The organism is Solilutibacter pythonis, assembly GCF_003697345.1.
Classification (GTDB): domain Bacteria; phylum Pseudomonadota; class Gammaproteobacteria; order Xanthomonadales; family Xanthomonadaceae; genus Solilutibacter; species Solilutibacter pythonis.
The window spans coordinates 134,016-152,778 of the sequence record NZ_RFLY01000004.1 but is presented as its reverse complement, the minus strand read 5'-3'; the positions used below and the strand labels follow the sequence as shown (position 1 = coordinate 152,778).

Sequence of the window (18,763 nt, the reverse complement as noted above, 5' to 3'; positions counted from 1 at the left end):
CATGCTTTCCGGGATCGTCACCGCCATTTTGCTGGTGTTGTTCGTGGGCGGCTGGATATGGGCCTGGAACCCGAAGCGCAAGCAAGCCTTCGATGCCGCCGCCCGCCTTCCGCTGGATGACCAAGAACCCGTTGCCGGCGAAGCCGCCGGCAACCGCAACAAGGAGCAATCGCCGTGAGCGACTGGACCTCTTCCCTTACCAGCGGCTGGTCGTTGTGGATCATCGCGCTGGTCATCATCAACGTCTTTGGCTGCATCTGGCTGCTGGTGAGCAATTCCAAACGGCGTCCGGGCGATCCTGCGCCGGATGAAACCAGCCACGTGTGGGATGGCGACCTGACCGAATACAACAAGCCGATGCCGAAATGGTGGATCAACCTGTTTTGGATCACCATCGTCTTCGCGGCCGGCTATCTGGTGTACTACCCGGGCTTCGGCGCCTTCGCCGGTACCTCGAAGTGGACCTCGGCCGACGAAATGAAGAAGGAACAGGTGGTCGAGAACAAGAAGCTCGAGGCCGCTTTCGCCCCATTTGCCGGTAAGCCGGTCGACGTGCTGGCCAGCGATCCGGCCGCGGTCAAGATCGGGCGCGGCATCTTCAACAACACCTGCGCGGTCTGTCACGGCTCCACGGCCCAGGGCGCGGTCGGCTATCCCAACCTGACCGACAGCATCTGGCACTGGGGTGGTACGCCGCAGGACGTGCTGACTTCGATCCAGCAGGGCCGCCAGGGCGTGATGGCCCCGTGGGGCGACGTATTGAAAGGCACCGGCGGCGAACAGGCCGTGGAGCAGGTGATTGCCTACGTGCGCACGCTGTCGCAGCCGAACGCCAGCTTGCAGAACGACTTTCTGGCCAGCCAGGGCAAGAAACTGTACGACGGCGTCTGCGTGGCTTGTCATGGCCCCGACGGCAAGGGCAATGCCATGCTGGGCGCGCCTGACCTGACCGATAACTACTGGCTGTATGGCAGCAGCACCGAGTCCCTGCGCGAGACCATTAGCAATGGTCGCCACGGCGTGATGCCGGCGCACCTGGAACTGCTGGGCGACACCCGGACTCGTCTGGTTGGTGCTTATGTTTGGTCGCTTTCACACGGTGGTGGCAACATGGCGGCCAAGCCAGCCAATGCCAGCGCCCGGTAATGACCGATTCCGCCGATCCGCAGTTTGATCATCCTCCCCGCCCGCTCTCGCAGCGGGTCGGGGCGATTCTCTGGCCGAGTTTCTTCGCGGCCTGCGTGGCGACGATGGTGTTCTTCGCATTCGTCGATCCAATCGCCTTGCGCGACATGACCTTTCCCGATCTGCCGATGAGCCGAGTGACCGGCTACAGCATCGGCTTTTTCATGTTCTGGCTGGCGACCGCGTCTTCCAGTCTGTTCACCTGGATACTGCTGAGACCGGCCAGCCGCTTCAACCGAGCGCTCCCGCCGGAGTGAGATCGCGATGAGCAAGAAGATTCCGTTGGACGTCGTCGACGACGCCGGCAACTCTTATTACGTCAGCGAGCGCAAGATCTACGCTCGTGAAGTGAGTGGCCGCTTCGATCGCCTGCGCAAAGTCGCGGTCTGGGTGTTGCTGGGCATGTTCTACGTATTCCCGTGGATCAACTGGGATGCGCGCCAGTCGGTGCTGTTCGATCTGCCCGCACGCAAGTTCTACGTGCTTGGCCTGACCTTCTGGCCGCAGGACTTCATCTTCCTGGCCTTGCTGCTGGTGATGGCGGGCTTGGCGCTGTTCTTCTTCACCGCGCTGGCCGGTCGGCTCTGGTGCGGTTACGCCTGTCCGCAGACGGTGTGGACCGAGATTTTCATGTGGATCGAGAACGTCATCGAAGGCGATCGCGGCAAGCGCATGAAGCTCGATAGGATGCCGTGGAATCGCGAGAAGATCCTCAAAAAGGGCGGCAAGCATTTTGTCTGGCTGGTATTCGCGCTGTGGACGGGCTTCACTTTCGTCGGCTTCTTCACCCCGATCCGCGACCTGGCCGCGCGCGCGCCGTTTGTCGCCAGCGGCTGGCAGTGGGGTGGCTGGGAAAGTTTCTGGGTGTTCTTCTATGCGTTGGCGACCTGGGGCTTTGCCGGCTTCATGCGCGAGCAGGTCTGCAAATACATGTGCCCTTACGCGCGCTTCCAGAGCGCGATGTTCGACCGCAATACGCTGATCATCGCCTACGACCCGATGCGCGGCGAGCCACGCGGCCCGCGTAAGCGCGGCCTGGGCAGCGTGCTGGAACGCGGCCGCGGTCTGATCGACAAAGTGGCGGCCTACGATTTCGTCTTCCGCGCCTCCGGCCATGCGGTGGCCGCCGATGCCGCCGCCCAGGCGCGGGGCCATGAAGGCATGGCCGCGTTCCATCCCGAGCGCGAGCCGCTGCCGAAATTCCCACCGGACGAACTGGGCGACTGCATCGACTGCACCATCTGCGTGCAGGTCTGCCCGACCGGCATCGATATCCGCAATGGCCTGCAATACGAGTGCATCGCCTGTGGCGCGTGCATCGATGCCTGCGACGATGTGATGGACAAGATGGGCTACCCGCATGGCTTGATCCGTTATTCCACCCAGAACGCGATCGACAGCAAGATGACGCATGTGCTGCGCCCGCGGGTGATCCTGTATGGTCTGCTGCTTGGCGGCATCTTCGCCGCCTGGCTGTGGGGCGTGACCCACCGCACGCCGTTGATCGTCGAGGCGATCCGCGACCGCAACGCGCTTTACCGCGTGGTCGAGGATGGCCAGACCGAAAACGGCTACACGCTGCGCGTGGTCAACAAGGACAGCCGTGAACGCAGCTATACCATCGACATCAAGGCCAGCGACGGCATCGCGCTGGTTGGCGGCCCGCTGAAGGTGAAGGCCGATGGCGAGGAAGTGCTGACTCTGCCGGTCAATTTGCGCGCACCGGCCGAAGTGCGCGGACAAAAACCGGTAACCTTCGAGGTCAAGGCCGATGACGGCTCGGTGAGCAAGACGGTGGACAGCAATTTCTTCGGGCCGATGTAGATGACCGAACAACAGCAGAAAAAAGCCCATCGCGAGCCGATGGTGTGGTTGGTCGTGGCCTTGCCGGCGGCGGTGGTGGTGGCGGGCCTGGTCACGCTGGGAATATCGATCAAGCATCGGGATGGCGGCGAGGTGCGCGACGAGGTTTCGCGCATGGGCCGGGTGCTTCAGGAAACCGACCTTGGCCCCGACGAACAGGCGCGAAAGCTGGGGCTGACCGCGCTGCTGCGCGAACGCGATGGCCGGGTGGAGGTCGTGCCGATGGCCGGGCAGTGGCAACGCCAGGACCCGCTCAAGCTGCTGGCCGAACACCCGACCGACAGCGCCCGCGACCGCATGTTGGAATTGACTCCGCAACCCGGCGGCAACTGGCTGTCGAGCGTGCCGTTCGAGGACGAACGCAGCCACGATTGGAAGTTCGTGCTGAGCGACCGTGGCGATAGCTGGCGCCTGCGCGCGCGGATGCCGAGGGACCAGATGTCGGCGGTGCTGACGCCCGCCCTTGGCGAATGAGGACGGCGGCGGACGGTCTGCATGAAACCCGCTGATCCCGAATGCGAGCCGATGGCGTCCGTGGCGCGGCGGTTGACCGCGCGCGCGGCGATCTTCCACCGGGCGGAGTTCGGAGCATCGCGCGAAAATCCCGGCCGGATGACGGATGGCGATGCTTGCGAGGTCGGCGTGTCCGGCAACAGATACGCCCGTGTCTGCGCATTGTTGGATGCACTTGAGCGGCGCCACGCCTCGGCGCTTCGTGGTGACTGTGCCGAACATGGCCGCATCGCGGCGGGCACATATCTGGCTGCCTGCCAATTGAAGCGGGTCGGCAACCGTTCCACCTGGCGGGCGGCACCTTGGCGGGATTCGCCGATGGGTTGGAAAAACCGGTATCGCCATGGTCCCCCGACTTCGGAGCGACGCCATGTCGCGGCGACGGGCTGAGAAAGTTCAGCCGCGCGCCTCGCGGCATGGCTCGGGCGATGCGTGATGTCTAAACCGGCCACGCGCTGTTTCCATTGCGGTGAAACCTTGCCGCGTGATGCGGTCCGCGCCGAGATGGCGGGCGATCTGCAACTGTTCTGCTGCGATGGTTGCCGTGCCGCCGCCGAATGGATTCGCGACGCGCACCTCGACGATTACTACAAGCTGCGCAGCGAGGCCGCCGATCGCGTCGGCACCGATCGCGTCGATTACGCGATCTGGGACCGCGAGGATATCGTCGCCGGCCACGTGCGCGGCCTGCCCGGCGGTGCCCGCGAAATCACCGTGCTTACCGATGGCATGCGCTGCGCCGCCTGCGCTTGGCTGATCGATAAAGCATTGCGGCGCGAGGATGGCGTGGAGGAAATCATCGCCAATGCGGTCACCGGCCGCGTGCGCATCCGTTGGCGGCCCGGCTCCACCTTGCTTTCGCGGCTGCTCGAGCGCATGGCCTCGCTTGGCTACCGGCCCTATCTCGCCACCGGTCTCGAACGCGAGGAGGCGCGCCGGCGCGAGCGCAACCGCTGGATTCTGCGCATGGGCATCGCCGGGCTGGGCGCGATGCAGGCGATGATGTTCGCCGAGGCGCTCTACCTCGATACCGCCGGCGAAATGCCGCCAGCCACCCGCGACTTCTTCCGCTGGATCACCATGCTGGTCTCGGCGCCGGTGGTGTTCTATTCCGGCTGGCCCTTCCTCGAAGGCATGTGGCGCGAACTGCGCCACCGTCGCCTGGGCATGGATACGCTGATCGCCACCTCGACCCTTCTGGCCTGGTTCGCCAGCGTGTACGAGACGCTCGTGCGCGGCGTTCACGTCTGGTACGACGCCGCGGTGATGTTCGTGTTTCTGCTGCTGGCGGCGCGGATGATCGAGCAGGGCGCGCGCAAGGCCGCCAGCGCGCAGGTGGACGCGCTCGCGCGCGCCCGGCCGGTGCTGGCGACGCGCGAGAACGCGGCCGCCGAGAACGGCCGCGAACAGGTGCCGGTGGCGCAGGTGACGGCCGGTGACATCGTGCGGATTGCGCCGGGCGAGCCGGCGCCGGCCGATGGCGTGTTGCTGGATGAAACCGCCGCCTTCGACGAAGCCCTGTTGTCCGGCGAATCGACCCCGGTGCAGAAGACTCCGGGCGACGCGGTCTATGCCGGCAGCCTGTGCGTGGATGCGCCGGCGCGAGTCGAGGTGCGCCGGATCGGTGCCGATACCCGTCTGTCCGAGCTGGCGCGACTGGTCGAAGAAGCGCAGGCCGCGCGACCGCGGCTGGCCCAGGTCGCCGACCGCATTGCCCACCGTTTCGTCGCCACGCTGCTGGTATCGGCGCTCGTCGTCTGGTTGTTCTGGCGTTGGTACGATCCGGCGCGCGCCTTCGAGGTGACGCTGGCGGTGCTGGTAGTGAGCTGTCCTTGTGCGCTGTCGCTGGCGATTCCATCCGCGCTGGCCGCCGCGCACGGCGCGTTGTCGAAGATCGGCGTGCTCGGCGTACGCGGCGACGCGCTCGACCGCCTGGCCGGGATCGACGCGCTGGTCTTCGACAAGACCGGCACCCTCACCGACGGCCAGCCGGCGATTGCCGCCATCGAGACCATGAACGGCCTTGGCCGCGACGACGCGCTGGCGATCGCCGCCGCGCTGGAGCGCGACAGCCGCCATCCGCTGGCGCGCGCGTTCGCCGCGATCGCGCCCGAGGACCCGCCCGAGGCCGATGAAGTGCGGCAAGCGCCGGGGCGGGGGATCGAAGGCATGGTTCACGAACGCCGGTGGAAGCTCGGCCAGGCCGCGTTCGCCGCGCGCCGTGTGGCCGAGGACGATCCCGCGCTGTGGCTCGGCAATGGCGAAACGCCGTATGCCCGTTTCCAACTGGCCGAAACCCTGCGCCACGATGCCCGCGCGGCGGTGCGCGCGCTTGGCGAGGAGGGCATCGCGGTGGAACTATTGAGCGGCGATGGCCAGGCCGCGGTGGCGAAGCTGGCGGGCGAGGTGGGCATCGAACGCCATGCCGCGCGGCAGACGCCGGAACGCAAGCTCGAACGCGTGCGCGAATTGCAATCGCGCGGCCACCGCGTGGCGATGGTCGGCGATGGCATCAACGATGCGCCGGTGCTGGCCGGCGCCGACGTGTCGTTGGCGATGGGCGAAGGCGCGGCGCTGGCGCAGCGCGCGGCGGATTTCGTCGTCACCGCCGAAAGCCTCGCCCGCGTCCCGCAGGCCATCGCCATTGCGCGCCGCAGCCGCGCGGTGATCCGGCAGAACCTCGGTTGGGCCACGTTCTACAATGTCGTCGCGCTGCCGCTGGCGGCGACCGGCCACGTCACCCCGTGGATGGCGGCGTTGGGCATGGCCGCCTCGTCGTTGTTGGTGACGCTCAATGCGCTGCGGCTGACGAGAACGCCATCGACATGAACATCCTGCTCGCGCTCATCCCGATCAGTCTGATCCTGCTCGGCATCGCCGTCGCCGCCTTCGTTTGGGCGGTCAAGCGCGGCCAGTTCGACGACATGGATACGCCGGCGCTGGACATCCTGCGCGAGGACCCGAACGAGCGCATCGCCCGTGAACGTGCCGAAGCCGCCGACCCCGGGCGCGGCGGACACCAAGCCGACCCGAAATCCCATGCCGATTGACTGGCTGGTGATCGGTTCGGCCTGGCTGACCGGGCTGCTTGGCGGCGTGCATTGCGTGGCGATGTGCGGCGGTATCGCCACCGGGCTCGGGACCAGCGCGCGGCGCAAGGGTTGGTTCGATGCCGCGCTGGTGAACCTCGGCCGGGTTTCCGGCTACGTGCTGGCCGGTGCGATCGCCGGCGGCATCGGCGGTGGCATTCTCGCCGCGGCCAGGATCGACTGGCTGGCCACGGGCTCGCGCATGCTGGTCGGCCTGGTGCTGGTCGTCGCCGCGCTGCGATTGCTGCTGCCGGCGGGGTCGCTGGGTTTTCTGGCTCGTCCCGGCCAAGGCATGTGGCGACGCCTGCAACCCGTGCAGCGCGCCCTGCTGCCGGCCGATTCCGCGCCCAAACGCTTTGCGTTGGGAATGCTGTGGGGCTGGCTGCCATGCGGGCTCAGCACCACCTTGCTGGCCGCCGCCTGGTTGCAGGCATCGGCTTTTCATGGCGGCTTGACCATGCTGGCCTTCGGCCTGGGCACCTTGCCGCTGATGGTGCCGCTGACCTGGTCGGGCGCGCGCATGGCCGGCTGGATGAATCGGCATGGCCTGCGACTCGCGCTCGGCCTGCTGGTGCTGCTCGCCGGTCTGTTGACCCTGGCCGCGCCGTGGCTCATGCAAGTGCCCGCGATGCATGGCTTGCTCTCGGCGCTGGGCTGCCGCAGCATGCCTTGAGGCGTAGAAACCCGGTGTCGCCATGCGGCTATGCACGGCTGGCATAATGTTCACCTATGGATACGTCCACCGCCGTTGATCTTCCAGGGCTGCGACGCAGTTGCGCGAACTGTTCCCTACAGCAGCTATGTCTGGCAGGTGGCGGGATGAGCCACGTCGACATGGAGCGGCTCGATGAGATCATCCGCAGCCGCCGCCCCTTGGCGGCGGGCGTTCACCTGTTCCGTATGGGCGATACGATGGGCTCGGTCTTCATCACCCGCGATGGCGCGGTCAAGACCGTCACTTACAGCGAAAGCGGCGACGAGCAGGTGGTCGGTTTCCACTTGCCCGGCGAATTGATCGGCCTGGATGCGCTCTCCAGCGGCCAGCATCGTTGCGATGCCATCGCGCTTACCGCCGCCAGTCTGTGCGAGATCCCGTTCGATCAGCTTGGCGGCATTGCCGCGCAGATACCCGGGTTGCAGCAGCAACTGATGCGGGTGATCGGCATGAGCCTCGACCGCGACCAGGACCATAAGGAAATCCTGGTGCGGCGGCAGGCCAACGAGCGCATCGCGCTGTTCCTGCACGGCCTGTCGGAACGGCTGAAGGCGATCGGTCGCGACGAGCTGCGCCTGCGCCTGCCGATGAGCCGGATCGATATCGCCAACTATCTGGGCCTGGCACTGGAAACCGTCAGCCGCGGTTTCAGCAGGCTGGAGGAGGACGGCTTCATCAGTGTGCACGGCCGTCAAGTGGAAATCCTCGATACCGGCGCGTTGACCCGTCTGGCCCACGGGGTGGCCGAGGCGCCGCCATTGCCACGGCGTAAACGCGCGAACTGAGCGGCGGCGCGGCCGTCCCGCCGGCGCGCACGGTTGACAAACCGGTCTTCCGGCGCAAAGACTTCGGACTTCGAGTGGCCGTGCCGGCCGTTCCAACGGGGGACGAAGCATGAAGCGGATGGATTTGGGAGGGTGCCTCTTCGAACGCCCCGTGCTGTTGATGGCACTGGCTTGCGCCTTGGCCGCCTGTGGCGGAAAAGACGAGACGGCGGCCGAGACCCGCACGGCGCCGACGACCGACGCCGCCGCGCCGGCGGTGTCCGCGCAGGTATCGGTGATGGGGGCGGACCAGTTGCGCGCGGCCGCCGGCAAGGCGGTGAGCGAGCAACGTCTGTATGCGCCGGCGGGCGAGAATGCGATGGAATACTATCTCGCCCTGCGCGACAAGATTCCGGGCGACGCGGCGGTCGCCAGCGCGCTGACCGATTTGCAGCCCTACGCGCTGATCGCCATCGAGCAGGCGATTGGTCGTGACGATTTTGCCGAAGCCAAGCGCCTGTTCTCGCTGCTGGAAAAGACCGACCCCAATGCGCCGGCGTTGCCACGTTTGAAGATCGGTATCGCCGATGCCGAGGCCACCTTCGACCGGCGCAAGGAAAACGCCGCTGCCGATGAAACCCGCCGGCTCGAACTGGAGAAGCAGCGCCGGGAGCAGCAGCAGCGTATGCAGCAGCAGGCGGCGCAGCAACTGGCCGCCAAACAGGCCGAGGCCAATCGCCTAGCTGCCGCCCGGCAGGCGGAGGAAGAGCGCCAACAGCAGGAAGCGCAGGCGGCGGAGGAACGTCGACAGGCCGAATTGCGCGCGGCCGCCCAGCGCCAGGCCGCGAATCCAGCGCCGCCGCCGCCCGCGCCCGCGGCGCCGCCGCGCGCGGCCAGTACCGAGCTGCGCGCGCTCAGCACGCCGCAACCGCGCTATCCAGGCGCCGCCTTGCGCAATGGGCAGTCCGGCAGCGTGCAGGTGGAATTCACGGTTGGCCTGGATGGCAGCGTGACCTCGGCGCGGGTGGTCAGCGCCAACCCCCCGCGGGTGTTCAACAACGAAGTGCTGAATGCGGTCAGGCGCTGGCGTTTCCAGGCGGTGGACGCGCCGGTGACGACGCGCCGTACTTTCACCTTCAATCCACAGGAATGAGGCGAAGGACGAAGACGAAACGCCCGGCATTGGCCGGGCGTTTTCGTTTTGATGCGGTCATGAGCGATCAGGAGGCGATCGCCAGTTTTTCCTGCTTGTAGCGCCACACCGCCGCCGCCCACAATGCGGTGGCCAGCGCCAGGGCCGCCGCCAGGTACACCGCCCATTGCTCCGGCCCCGGCATTTCGCCGCGCGATACTTTCGCCAGCATCTGGTTCTGCGACAGGAACGGCACCGCGTACTGCCACAGTTCGGTGTCCTTCAGCGGGTAGGCCATCAGCGCGTAGGCCGGGACCATCGGTAGGAACAGCAGCCAGGTCATCTGCGCTTGCGCTTCTTTCATGCTCTTGGAGTTGGCCGAAAGGAAGGTCAGCAGCGCGGTGCCAATCAGCACCAGCGGCAGCAGGATCAGCAGCATCCCGGCGATGGCCGGCAGGCTGACGTCCATCATCCGCGCCATGCCGGTGCCGGCCAGGTTGGCGCTGAGCTTGAACGCCAGCAGGGTCAGCACCAGGCTGGTGATGCCGACCAGGGCCGCGGCCAGCATCTTGCCGCTGACCAGGGCCGCGCGCGACGCCGGGGTGGCGAGCAAGGGTTCCAGCGATTGACGCTCGCGCTCGCCGGCGGTGGTGTCCATCGACAGGTGCGCGCCGCCGATGAAGGCCAGGATCAGCAGGATCAGCGGCATGACCACCGAGAGCAATACGCCGCGCTTGGCCTCCGGTGTCGCCATGTCCTTGCGGTCGACGCCGAGCGCCCGGGTGATGCCGGGGTTGATGCCGCGGGCCAGGAGGCGCGTCGCGCCGGTGGTCTGGCTGTAGGCATCCAGCGCGGCGTTCACGCGGGCGACCGGTATATCGGCATTGCGTCTAGTGGAATCCGCGACGATGGTGACGCGCGCCGGCCGTCCGGCCGCCCAGTCGTCGTCGAATTTCTCGTCGATGACCAGGGCGACGTCCTGATCCTGCGCGCGGATGGCCGCCTCGACGTCGCCGGGCGGCGAGTTCATCGCGGTGATGCCCTGGCTGGCCAGGAAGGCGGTGAGATTGGGCACGCGCTGGTGCCCGACGATGGCGATCGCCAGTGGCTTTTCCAACTGTGTGCTGCGGCGCATTTCGCTCAGCTTGCCCATGCCGAGCATCATGATCGGATAGACCAGCGGGCCCATCAGCAGGGTGAGCAGGAGGGTTTTGCGGTCGCGGGTGAAGTCGCGTAGTTCCTTCCTCATCACGGTCAGCAGCGCGGCGAGGAAGCCGGTTCGACGGGCGTTGTTCATGCGGACAGGCCCTCCTCGGTGCCGATCAGTCTGACGAAGGCGTCTTCCAGGTTGTCCAGGCCGGCCTGTGCGCGCAGTTCGTCGGGGGTGCCCTCGGCCATCACCCGGCCCTGGGCGATGATGACGATGCGGTCGCAGAGTGCGGCCACCTCCTGCATGATATGGCTGGAAAAGATCACGCAGCGGCCTTCGCCGCGCAGGCGCTTGAGGAATTCGCGCAGGCCGCGGGTGGTCATCACGTCGAGACCGTTGGTGGGTTCGTCGAGGATCACGTTCTTCGGGTCGTGAATCAGCGCGCGGGCGATCGCGGTCTTGGTGCGCTGGCCCTGGCTGAAGCCTTCGGTGGGACGGTCGAGGAAATCCTCCATCTGCAACGCTTTCGCAAGCACGTCGATGCGCGTGGCGATTTCAGGTTTCGACAGGCCGTGCAGCTCGCCGAAGTATTCGATGTTCTCGCGCGCGCTCAGGCGCTTGTAGACGCCGCGCGCGTCCGGCAGCACGCCGAGCACGCGACGCGCGGCGTCGGCCTGGTTGACGGCGTCATGGCCATCGACGTGGACGTGGCCGGTCTCCGGCCGCATTAGGGTGTAGAGCATACGCAGCGTGGTGGTCTTGCCGGCGCCGTTGGGGCCGAGCAGGCCGGTGATCTGGCCGTCGGCGGCGGTGAAGCTGACATCGTCCACCGCGATGACGGGCTTGGCGTTTTTCCCCTTGCCGGGAAAGGTCTTGCGCAGGTGTTCGGCGACGATCATGGATTCCATCCGTTGAAGGAAGTGAACGGCGGCACGGGGCCGAGGGTGTCGAGGCATTTCGCGTCGAGCGCCTTGGGCTCGGCTTTATCGACGAACTGCGCGAAGAGTTTCGGCATGCAGCCGGTGCCAAGTACGCTGTGGCCCTGGCCTTTCAGCACCAGGTGGCGGGCATTGGAGAGCTTGGCGATGGCCACGTCGCCATAGCGCGGCGGCGTGACCGGGTCGAACTCGCCGGAGATCGCCAGCACCGGGATGCCGCCGGTGAGCGGGGCGCGGAAATCCTTCGGCACCTGTGTGGCGACCGGCCAGACTTCGCACATCGCGCCCATCGCCCGGGCCATGTCCTGTCCGAGCACGGTGTCCTTGTCTTCCTCGCGGGCGTCGAAGCTGCCGGCGTCCTCGCTGCATATCACCGACATCTGCATGCCCAGCGCCATGGCGTCGCGCATTTCGCCGGTGAGCATTTTCGTCAGCGCCATCAGGCCCTCGTAGCGGCCTTGGTTGGCTTCGTGGATCAAGACCGGCAGCAGTGATGCCGCGGCCGGCATGTAGGCGTACATCCGCACCAGTCCGGCGACCGATTCGGCGGTGAGGCGCGCCTCCTTCGGCGCGTGGGTGTTGGCGTCGCGGTATCGCACCAGCGGCGGGTCGGCTTTCAATTTCGCCAGCAGGGTGTCGAGCTGGGCGCGCGGGTCGCCCAGTTTCTCGCGGCAGGCGGTGTCCTTCGCGCATTGACCGAATTGCAGGGCGAGGGCGTCGTCGAGGTTGCGGGCGAAGATATTGCCGAGTGGCAGGGTGTTGGGCACCACCGAATCCAGCAGCACGGTGCGGGTGTGTTGTGGATGACGCAGCGCGTATTGCTGGGCAACGCGGGTGCCGTAGGACACGCCCATCAGGTTGATCTTCTCCACGCCCAGCGCCTGGCGCACGGCATCGAGGTCGCGCACGGCGTCGGTGGTGGTGTAGAAGCGCGGGTCGGCGCGTTTTTCCAGCGCGCTCAGGCATTGGCGGGCGTAGGCGGCGGCGCGCTCGGGGGAGAAATTCGGTGTTTCCTCGTCATCCTGCTGGCAGGTCAGCGGATTGGAGCCGCCGGTGCCGCGCTGGTCGACCAGGATCACGTGGCGCTGCTTGCGCACGTCGGCGAAGGCGGGATCGAGCTGGGGATAGCTTTGCAACGCGGACTGCCCCGGCCCGCCGGCCAGCATGAAGACCGGATCGGGCATTGCGCCGGCTTCGTTCTCCGGCGTCAGCCAGGCGATCTTCAGGCCGATCTTGCGGCCTTGCGGCCGGGCCGGGTTTTCCGGCACCTGGAGCGTGGCGCATTGCGCTTCCAATGCCTTGCGGCTGTTCGCCGTGGACAGTGCGCACGGCTGGAATTCCAGCGTGCCGAACAGACGCGCGCCGGGTTTGGCGGTGGGTGGGTGGCCGCCGCCGCAGGCCGACAGGGCCAAGGTCAGCGCTGCCGCCAGCGGTGGCAGTGAGGTGGATTTCATCGATGGCTTCCCCGGATGGATACCGCGATTGTGGCGGCAGCGGCAGTGGACACGTATGTGCGCATGGTCATTTCTGGTGGATGAGAATGTATTCGATGGGTTCGCCAAATGGCCAGGCGGTGTGGAAGGCCAATGGCGGCGAGGGGCGTGCATGCCGGTCGCCGGTGCGTGGATGGTCCGCGGCGGGATTTCCATCCGTTTGAGTGGCGCTGCCCGCGTTCAATTCAGAGGTTACCGTTTTTCGTGTCAAGGGCCTGATGGAGGTTGGTGGGATCGCTGGGCATTGGGGGGTGCCGGCGATGCCATCGATTGGCCGGGCGTTCCGCCGGCGGGCGTCGTCGTATCGCGTTGGCTGCGGCTCCCGGCGGGAATACCCGGGCGAAAGGCGAATCCGTTCGTATCGGCGGCGGCGGCGGGCACTTGGCCCGGCCCTGGCGGCGGCACTATAGAATCGATGGCTGAATTCCCGGCAGTATCAGCGGGACGGGGAAATGCCGGAAGCGGGGCTTTCCGGACGGAGGGGGATGGCATCGGCATGGCTTGCATGGGAGCACCGTGGATGGAGGCGATCGTCGGCGCCGGCCCGCCACGCGGGTTCGCGGGCGCAATGGTTTTCAAGTGGCATCGCCTGCTGGATTGGTGGGGACGGGGGCTGCGGCTGGCATTGCCGACCGGGCTGCGGCGGCGCTGGTTTGCCGCTCCGCCCAGGGCATGGCTTCGGCTGGAAGAAGACCGCCTGCAAGTTTGGATCGCGGATTTGGAGGGGGCGGCGCCCGGGGAGGTGAGGGGTGTCGAGATTCTCGCCAACCATGCGCGGTTGCCGCGTTGGTGGCTGGTGCCCGCCGCCAGTGCGGTACGGGCGAGGGTATTTTTGCCGTGGGCGGCATCGGGCCATTTGCGTCGGGCGATGCGGTTCGAGATCGACAGGCGGACACCGTTCGCCGAGGCCGACGTGGCCTGGGACGCGCTGATCCGCGGCGTCGATCCGTTGAGCGGAACGATCGAGGCGGAACTGGTGGTCTCGCCCCGTGGCCGGCTTGCGCCGCTCCTGACCCGGGCTCGGGAGGCGGGCGTGTGCTTGCAGGGCGTGGACGTGGCCGACGAGGCGGGCCAGCCCCTGGGGGTGAACCTGCTGCCGCCCGGCCTGCGCCGGAAACCCGTTGGCCGCTGGCGCTGGAATGCGCCGCTGCTGGGCGCGTCGGTGGCATTGATCGTGGTCGGTTGCTGGGCGTCGTTGGCCGCCACCCGCGCGGCGGCGGATCGGGCGGAAGCCGAACTGGCGCGAGAACGCGTCCAGGCGCGACAGGTTGCCCTTCAGTTGGAACGCGCCCGGCGGCTGGCGCATGCCATCGGCCAGGCGCGCTCGGCACAGGCGCGGCAGGTGCCCGTGGTGACGGTGCTGGACGCGCTTGCCGAGCGGCTGCCGGACGACACCCACGTGGAGCGGCTGACGTTGCAAGCCGGCCATCTGCAAATCCAGGGGTTGACCACGCGGGCCAGCGGATTGCCTGCGCGCCTGCAAGACAGCGCGAGGTGGCGGGCGGTCGGCATGAGCACCCACGCGGTTGGCGAGCCCCGGTCGCGCCGTGAGCGCTTCGATCTCAGGCTCAAGTTGAAGCAGGGGGAGCCCGAATGAGCACGACGCCCGCGCCCGCCGATTCGGCGCGCCGGCATGCCTGGCTTGCCGTGGCGCTGCTGGCCGTGTTGCTTTGCCTGGTGTCCGGTGTCTTCCATCGGGCCTGGTGGGTGCCTTGGCAGGCGGAGCGCGGGCGGCTTCTCAAGGCGGATGAAGCGCTATCGCGCGCGCGATCCTTGTTGGCCCAGAAAGAAAGCGTGGCCGGGCTGTCGCTGCGGGTGGAAGCGGAAGCCCAGCGGCAACGGTTGTGGTTGACGGAATCCACCGTGCAACAAGGCGAAGTCGAATTGGCGCGGCGCATCGACGAGGTGGTGACGCGCGTGCGCCGCAACGGGAAATCCTGCCGGATGGAGAGCCGGGCCCCGGTCCGCCTCGAACCGGCCCCGGCGAGCGATCGGCCCGGACGGGCCGGGCTGTCGGTGCGGTTGCGCTGCGGCAATGCCGAAATGCTGCGGGTATTGGCGGCGCTGGAACTGCAAGCGCCCCGCCTGCGCATCGATAGCCTGAATATTTCAGGGATGCCGGCGCATGGCGGCACGCCCCTGGCCCGGCAGGCGGGTGTGTTGGATGTCGGTTTTGTGGTGATCGGCGGTCTTTCGCCGGCCGGGAGCGCAAGGGCCGAGCCTGGACAGGGAGCGATGTGATGACCCGGCTCGAACGGCTCCCGGGCACGATGCTGCCATCGATGGCCGTGTTCGCGGGAAGCCTCGCCTTCTGCCTCTGGGGGCTGGCGGGAAGCCTTCCCAGGCGCGCCGCGCTTCCGCCCGCTTCCGCTCACCGGCTGGAATTCGGGGAAGCGGCCAGTCTGGAGGTCGCCTTGCCGGGCCCGGCCAACCCGGCATGGGCGCGGCCTTTGTTTTTTTCGTCGCGCGCGCCGCGTGTGGCGGACTTGTCGCCGGATGGCGGGGGAGAAGCCGCCGCGCCCCCGGCGTTCGAAGTCAGACTGACCGGCATCGTTCGCGCCGCGCGCACAGGTCTCGTCACCTTGGCGCCGCCCGCCGGTGGTCGGCAAGTGCGGGTCAAGCTGGGGCAGGAGGTGCCGGGATATCCCGGCTGGCGTCTGGTTCACCTCGCCGGACGGAGCGCCACGTTCCGCTCGGGCGATGACAGCCGGGTCGTGAAGATCGACCCGCGCGCCGCCCTGCCCGCGCCCGTGGCGATGGTGGGCGCGGGCGGATCGTTGCCCTTGGCCGGGGCGGCGGCATCCACTGCCGGCCAGGGCGCGCCGTCTGGCGCCGGGCCGATGCGGCAGCCGGATCAGGTCGAGGAGGTGCGTCGCAGGATCGAAGCCGCGCGCCGCCACATGTCCCGCATGTCGGAACAGGCCCGGAAGCGGTAACGCGCCATGCCGCCCCAGGTATCGCGCCGCCGTGCGCTTCCGTTGCGGCCCCGCGTTTTTGCGGCCAGACGTTTCTCAGCGCGGCGTTGTCCCGCGCCGCCGCCGTTGAGCTTCGTGTTCCGGCATCCAAGGCCTCGCGCCGTGTCGGGTCGTGTCGGGTCGTGTCGGGTCGTGTCGTGTCGGGTCGTGTCGTGTCGTGCGGGCCATGTAGGGCCGTGCCCGGCCGGCGCCGTCACTCTGTAAGGGCAGGCCGATGTGCGGCCGGCCTGCCCATCGGGCGGGAAATCCGGCAACGCTACGGTCTGGGTTTGGCGCGGTGGGTTGCCTTCGCGCGCCACGGGTCTTCCGGCCACGGGTGCTTCGGGTATCGCCCCTTCATTTCCTTCTTCACTTCCGGGTAGGTGCGCTCCCAGAAGCCGCGCAAGTCCCGCGTTACCTGCAAGGGCCGGCCGGCTGGCGAAAGCAGGTGCAGGGTGAGCGGGATGCGGTCCTCGCAGATACGCGGGGTTTCCGCCAGTCCAAACAGTTCCTGAAGTTTCACGGCCAAGACGGGCGATGCGGCTTCGCCGTGGTCGTCGAGCGAGTATTGGATGCGCCGCTCAAGCCCGGAAGGGACGCTGATGCGCAGCGGCGCCAGCGGGTCGATGCGGCTGCGGATATTCCAGCCGATGCCGGATTTCAGCGCTTTGGTCAGCGCCTCGGCGGAAAGCGCGTCCAGGCGGGTCTTGCCGGCGAAGGCGGGCTTTAGCCAATCGTCGAGCGTGCAGAGCAATGCGGCGTCGGAAAGGTCGGGCAAGGCCAGTTCCGGCATCCACGCGCGCAGGCATTGCACGCGGATGCGCCATTGCGTGGCGGCCTCGCTCCAGGGCAGCGCGTCTAGGCCAAGCGTGCGCACCGCATCGGTCAGCGCCTTGGCCGCCAGCACGGTATCCACCTTGCCGCCGGCGCGCGTCGACAACACGATGCCGTCGAAGCGCTCGATGCGCTCGCTGATCAACGCGCGCTTGGCCGTGTCCCAGCGCACTTCTTCGCCCTCGCGGAAATGCGTGGCGAAATCCCCGCGCAGGCGGGTTTCGTCGAGCGGCGCGGCGCGTAGCAGCAGGGCGTCCCTGGCTTCGTGGCGCAGCTCGGTGGCGACCAGCCAGGGTTCGCCGACCAATGCGCTGTCCTCGAACAAGCGAGCCATCCGGCCGTTGCTCAACTGGTAGCGCAGGCGGTCGTTCGCATGGCGGAAGGCGATACGGTCGGGGAAGGCGCGCGCAAGCAGGTCGCCAAGCGCGTGCGCGGTGGCGTGCGCCGGTGGTTTGGCCGCCACGCGCAGGCGGCGGCGCCATTGCCGGGCGGCCGTGTCGATCGAGGCCAGCGCGCCGCGTTGAACATCGGCGGGCGGGCGGTTCTGGCGGAAGGCGGCGAGCGCCTGCCATCGTTCGGCCAGTGCATCGCCGCGGTTGCGCAAGGGGTCGCGTGCTTCGACCAGCGCGGCGAGATCGCAGGCCAGCGCGCGCGCCTCGTCATTCGGGGCGGCCAGCAGCATGGCGGCCAGGCGCGGATGGGTGCCGAGCGCCAGCATGCCTCGGCCCGGCGCGGTGATCGCGCCGGTGGCGTCGAGGGCGTGGAGGCGCGTCAGCAAATCGCGGGCGGCGGCGATGGCGCCGGGCGGCGGTGGGTCAACGAAACGCAAGGCGTCGCTGCCCCAGGCCGCCAGTTCCAGTGCCAGGCCGGCCAGCTCCACCTGCATGATCTCGGCGCGGCGTTGCGGCGCGAGGCGTTCGGATTCCGGCCACAGCCGGTAGGCCCAGCCCGTGGCGACGCGACCGGCGCGGCCGGCGCGCTGGTCGGCGCTGGCTTGGGCGATGCGTACCGAGTCCAGCCGGGAAAAGCCCGAATTGGGATCGAAGCGCGGCTCGCGGGCAAGGCCGGTATCGATCACCACGCGCACGCCGGGCAGCGTCACGCTGGATTCGGCGAGGTTGGTGGCGAGCACGATGCGGCGTGCGCCCTCGGGGGAAGGTTGCAGCACCCGCGATTGCTGCTCGACCGGGAGCTCGCCATGCAGCGCGAGGACTTCCAGGTTTTCCCACGAAAACGGACTTGATGCGCCGGTATCGGACGGGCCGCCGGGAGGACGCGTCCGAGCCGGGACGTGGCCTTTCGGTGGGAAAGGAAGCGGGGAGGCCATTTCACGCGCCGCCTCCAACAGGCGCCGAACCTGGCCGATTTCGCGTATGCCCGGCAAAAACACCAGTACGTCGCCGGGATGCGTGAGCAATGCGTGCTCCACCGCGCGTTTGACCAGCGGCGCCAGCGCCTCGTCGCGGCGGCCCGGAAAATGCGCCACCTCGACCGGGAAACTGCGACCGGCGCTGCTGATTCGCGGTGCGTCGAGCCAACCGGCCAATCGCTCGCCTTCGAGCGTCGCCGACATCACCACGAGGCGCAGGTCCTCGCGCACGCTGGTCTGCACGTCCAACGCCAGGGCGAGGCCGAGGTCGCCGGCCAGGTGACGTTCGTGAAACTCGTCGAACAAGATCGCGCCAACGCCTTCCAGCAGTGGATCGTCTTGCAGTAATCGGGTGAGGATGCCTTCGGTCACCACCTCGACGCGCGTCGCCTTCGACACCTTGTTTTCGAAACGGATGCGATAGCCCACCGTCTCGCCGACCGGCTCGCCCAATTGCCGGGCCATGAATCCGGCCGCCGCGCGCGCGGCGACCCGGCGCGGCTCCAGCATCAGAATCTTGCGGCCGGCCAGCCAATCGGCATCGAGCAACGCCAGCGGGACTTGCGTGGTCTTGCCGGCCCCGGGCGGCGCCTCCAGCACCAGCCGCGACCGCGCGGCCAGCGATTCGCGGATCGCGGGGAGGACTTCATGGATGGGGAGGGTGGGGGAGTTCACGACCAAAGGATATGTAATCGTATCGGCTGACATAAAAGGAGAAGGCCGACAGCTTGCTGTCGGCCTTCTTTCAGTACCAGAAAATGATC

General features: G+C 67.7%; 18 protein-coding genes. 14 read left to right on the top strand and 4 right to left on the bottom strand.

The annotated features are described in order from the left end of the window. The first annotated feature begins 1 nt into the window (after position 1). The 11 genes from EBB59_RS04175 (at position 2) to EBB59_RS04125 (ending at position 9,282) form a co-directional block, all read left to right on the top strand. Positions 2-178 carry a cbb3-type cytochrome oxidase subunit 3 gene (locus EBB59_RS04175; protein WP_122100888.1) on the top strand — a complete coding sequence of 59 codons (177 nt, stop codon included), beginning with the start codon at positions 2-4 and terminating at the stop codon, positions 176-178. Continuing rightward, entirely contained in the window at positions 175-1,146 is a 972-nt protein-coding gene (ccoP, locus tag EBB59_RS04170; protein WP_122100887.1) for a cytochrome-c oxidase, cbb3-type subunit III, read from the top strand. Before EBB59_RS04175 ends, ccoP begins: the two co-directional genes overlap by 4 nt. After that, complete coding sequence (locus tag EBB59_RS04165; RefSeq protein WP_122100886.1) at positions 1,146-1,442, top strand: hypothetical protein; 297 nt, start codon at positions 1,146-1,148, stop codon at positions 1,440-1,442. Before ccoP ends, EBB59_RS04165 begins: the two co-directional genes overlap by 1 nt. Positions 1,443-1,449: 7 nt before the next feature. Beyond that, positions 1,450-3,009 (top strand): 4Fe-4S dicluster domain-containing protein, encoded by a 1,560-nt coding sequence (locus EBB59_RS04160; RefSeq protein ID WP_122100885.1) that lies wholly within the window; start codon positions 1,450-1,452, stop codon positions 3,007-3,009. Then, positions 3,010-3,522: a FixH family protein gene (locus EBB59_RS04155; RefSeq protein WP_122100884.1), complete on the top strand. Its 513-nt coding sequence runs from the start codon at positions 3,010-3,012 to the stop codon at positions 3,520-3,522. It abuts the gene before it with no gap. A 51-nt stretch (positions 3,523-3,573) separates the two neighbouring features. Next, positions 3,574-3,951: a hypothetical protein gene (locus tag EBB59_RS04150; RefSeq protein ID WP_122100883.1), complete on the top strand. Its 378-nt coding sequence runs from the start codon at positions 3,574-3,576 to the stop codon at positions 3,949-3,951. Positions 3,952-3,996: 45 nt separating this feature from the next. Continuing rightward, complete coding sequence (locus EBB59_RS04145; RefSeq protein WP_122100882.1) at positions 3,997-6,390, top strand: heavy metal translocating P-type ATPase; 2,394 nt, start codon at positions 3,997-3,999, stop codon at positions 6,388-6,390. Continuing rightward, a complete protein-coding gene (gene ccoS / locus EBB59_RS04140) occupies positions 6,387-6,611 on the top strand; it encodes a cbb3-type cytochrome oxidase assembly protein CcoS (protein WP_122100881.1) in 225 nt (74 codons plus the stop codon). The genes EBB59_RS04145 and ccoS overlap by 4 nt, the downstream gene beginning before the upstream one ends. Then, positions 6,601-7,323, top strand: a complete 723-nt coding sequence (locus EBB59_RS04135) for a sulfite exporter TauE/SafE family protein (protein ID WP_122100880.1) — start codon at positions 6,601-6,603, stop codon at positions 7,321-7,323. Before ccoS ends, EBB59_RS04135 begins: the two co-directional genes overlap by 11 nt. A 146-nt stretch (positions 7,324-7,469) precedes the next feature. Further along, positions 7,470-8,150, top strand: a complete 681-nt coding sequence (locus EBB59_RS04130) for a helix-turn-helix domain-containing protein (protein WP_158601707.1) — start codon at positions 7,470-7,472, stop codon at positions 8,148-8,150. Positions 8,151-8,268: 118 nt separating this feature from the next. Further along, positions 8,269-9,282, top strand: coding sequence for an energy transducer TonB (locus EBB59_RS04125; RefSeq protein ID WP_122100934.1), 1,014 nt, complete (start codon positions 8,269-8,271; stop codon positions 9,280-9,282). Between the two features lie 67 nt (positions 9,283-9,349). Here the strand turns inward: EBB59_RS04125 and EBB59_RS04120 are convergent, their stop codons facing one another. The 3 genes from EBB59_RS04120 to EBB59_RS04110 are packed head-to-tail and all read right to left on the bottom strand — an operon-like array spanning position 9,350 to position 12,803. After that, positions 9,350-10,558 carry an ABC transporter permease gene (locus tag EBB59_RS04120; RefSeq protein WP_122100878.1) on the bottom strand — a complete coding sequence of 403 codons (1,209 nt, stop codon included), beginning with the start codon at positions 10,556-10,558 and terminating at the stop codon, positions 9,350-9,352. Continuing rightward, a complete protein-coding gene (locus EBB59_RS04115) occupies positions 10,555-11,310 on the bottom strand; it encodes an ABC transporter ATP-binding protein (protein ID WP_122100933.1) in 756 nt (251 codons plus the stop codon). Before EBB59_RS04115 ends, EBB59_RS04120 begins: the two co-directional genes overlap by 4 nt. Then, on the bottom strand, positions 11,307-12,803 hold the full coding sequence (locus EBB59_RS04110) for an alpha/beta fold hydrolase (RefSeq protein WP_122100877.1): 1,497 nt from the start codon (positions 12,801-12,803) through the stop codon (positions 11,307-11,309). The genes EBB59_RS04115 and EBB59_RS04110 overlap by 4 nt, the downstream gene beginning before the upstream one ends. A gap of 544 nt (positions 12,804-13,347) precedes the next feature. Between EBB59_RS04110 and EBB59_RS04105 the strand changes: the two genes are divergently transcribed. From EBB59_RS04105 to EBB59_RS04095, 3 genes are read left to right on the top strand one after another with little or no spacing between them, the layout of a single operon-like run. Beyond that, positions 13,348-14,439, top strand: coding sequence for a PilN domain-containing protein (locus tag EBB59_RS04105; RefSeq protein WP_147455503.1), 1,092 nt, complete (start codon positions 13,348-13,350; stop codon positions 14,437-14,439). Further along, positions 14,436-15,083, top strand: coding sequence for a type II secretion system protein GspM (gene gspM / locus EBB59_RS04100; protein ID WP_122100875.1), 648 nt, complete (start codon positions 14,436-14,438; stop codon positions 15,081-15,083). Before EBB59_RS04105 ends, gspM begins: the two co-directional genes overlap by 4 nt. Further along, the gene (locus tag EBB59_RS04095) at positions 15,083-15,778 is read left to right on the top strand and encodes a hypothetical protein (protein WP_147455502.1); all 696 of its coding nucleotides are present in this window, start codon (positions 15,083-15,085) and stop codon (positions 15,776-15,778) included. Before gspM ends, EBB59_RS04095 begins: the two co-directional genes overlap by 1 nt. 295 nt (positions 15,779-16,073) lie before the next feature. Here the strand turns inward: EBB59_RS04095 and hrpB are convergent, their stop codons facing one another. Continuing rightward, entirely contained in the window at positions 16,074-18,707 is a 2,634-nt protein-coding gene (hrpB, locus tag EBB59_RS04090; protein ID WP_245979018.1) for an ATP-dependent helicase HrpB, read from the bottom strand. Between the last annotated feature and the right edge of the window lie 56 nt (positions 18,708-18,763).